The sequence below is a fragment of the Nocardioides sp. genome, assembly GCF_050699375.1.
Taxonomy (GTDB): domain Bacteria; phylum Actinomycetota; class Actinomycetes; order Propionibacteriales; family Nocardioidaceae; genus Nocardioides.
In genome coordinates, this window is record NZ_JBOHDN010000318.1 from 1 (window position 1) to 1627 (window position 1627).

Sequence of the window (1627 nt, forward strand, 5' to 3'; positions counted from 1 at the left end):
TTCGGTCTCCTCCGTCTTGGCCCGCAGAGTGGTGGCGATCGCGTACCCGGCGGCAGCCAGTGCTGCGTACAGGATCATGATCGCCAGGAACCCGGTGAGCGGGTCGTCGCCGAACATCTTGGCCGCCTCCGGGTTCGCCGCGGCCATGTCGCTGACCATGTCCTCGACTCCCTCACCCAGGTAGGTGCCGGTTGCCCCGAACATCACGAACGTGCCGAGGAACCACCAGAACAGGGCCGTACGCTGCTGGCGCCACGCCATCGCGATCGGGGACGAGAGCATCCCGGTCGCCTCGGCCCTGCCGGAGCCGCCGGTGAGCAGCGCCCCGTCGAAGTCGCGCTTCGAGGCCAGGAAGGCACCGACGGCGAGTAGTACCAGCACCGCCACGACGCTCAGGGCCAACGGCCACCAGCGCAGGTCGACGTACGCCCGCATCTGCTGTGTCCACGCGATCGGCGAGAGCCATGAGAGCCAGGTGCCGTTCTCGCCGGGCTTGGCCTGCAGGTCGCCGATGCCGCGCACCAGCACCGCGACGCCCAGCACTGCGAGCGCGAGTCCGGTGGCGCCGCGCCCGTGTGTGGTCAGCTGGGAGGTGACCAGAGCGACGGCGGCGAAGACCAGACCGCTGACGGCGATCGACGTCGAGAGCGCGAAGGTGTCGGCCGCTGCCAGGTCACCGGCGGAGATGAGCAGCGCGCTTCCGAGCAGGGCGAAGATGACGTTGGTGATGACCACCGTCAGCAGCGAGGCGGCGACCGCCGCGTGTCGGCCGACCGCGCCGGAACGGACCAGCTCCGCCCGCCCGCTCTCCTCCTCGGCGCGGGTGTTGCGGACGACCTCGAACATGTTCATGACCCCGAGCAGACCGATCATCCACAGGGTCATCTCGTTGGCGAACATGGCGCCGATCGTGTAGTCGTCCAGCCCGTAGTTGGGTCCGCCGAGGAACACCGACGCGGGCTGCTGCATCAGGTCGGCGCGTCCCTGCCGGTCCTCGGCCGTGGGGTAGACGGTGCCGAGCGCGGTGACGAAGTAGGCGTACAGCGCCAACAGCGAGACGGTCCAGACGGTCAGCCGCACCCGGTCGCGCCGCAGCATGAACCGGGTCAGGTGCCAGGTGCCGGCGAAGGAGGTCAGTGGCGTACGCCGGGGGAGGGCCGGAGCGAGCGTGCTCATCACGCCTCCTCCGTCTCGATGACGTCGCCGTAGTGCCGCATGAAGAGCTCCTCGAGCGACGGCGGCGTGATGGTCAGGCCACGTACGTCGAGGTCGGTCAGCGTCTTGAGCACGTCACTGACGGCGGCGTTGTCCACATCGAAGGCGACCCGGATTCCGGCGCCGTTCTGGCTGGTCACCAGGTCGTTGACGGCCTGAAGCCCGCTCAGTGCCGACGGGTCGCCACCGACGGTCGCGACGACGGAGGAGCGGGTCAGGTGGCGCAGCTCGTCGAGCGTGCCGGACTCGACGGCGACCCCGGCCCGGATGATCGTGACGGTATCGCAGACCTTCTCGACCTCGCTGAGGATGTGGCTGGAGAGCAGGACGGAGGAGCCGGCGGCCTTGGCCTCGCGGGCGTACTCGGTGAAGACGGCCTCCATCAACGGGTCGAGACCGGAGGTCGGCTCGT

The 1627-nt window shown here is 69.3% G+C and carries 2 protein-coding genes; both read right to left on the reverse strand.

What is annotated here, in order from left to right:
• A partial coding sequence (locus tag ACRDPS_RS22345; protein WP_431503866.1) for an ABC transporter permease occupies nt 1–1176 on the reverse strand: 1176 nt, incomplete at its 3' end.
• Nucleotides 1176–1627 (reverse strand): DUF4162 domain-containing protein (locus ACRDPS_RS22350; RefSeq protein WP_431503867.1); only part of this gene is annotated, 452 nt, incomplete at its 5' end. The genes ACRDPS_RS22350 and ACRDPS_RS22345, both read right to left, overlap by 1 nt.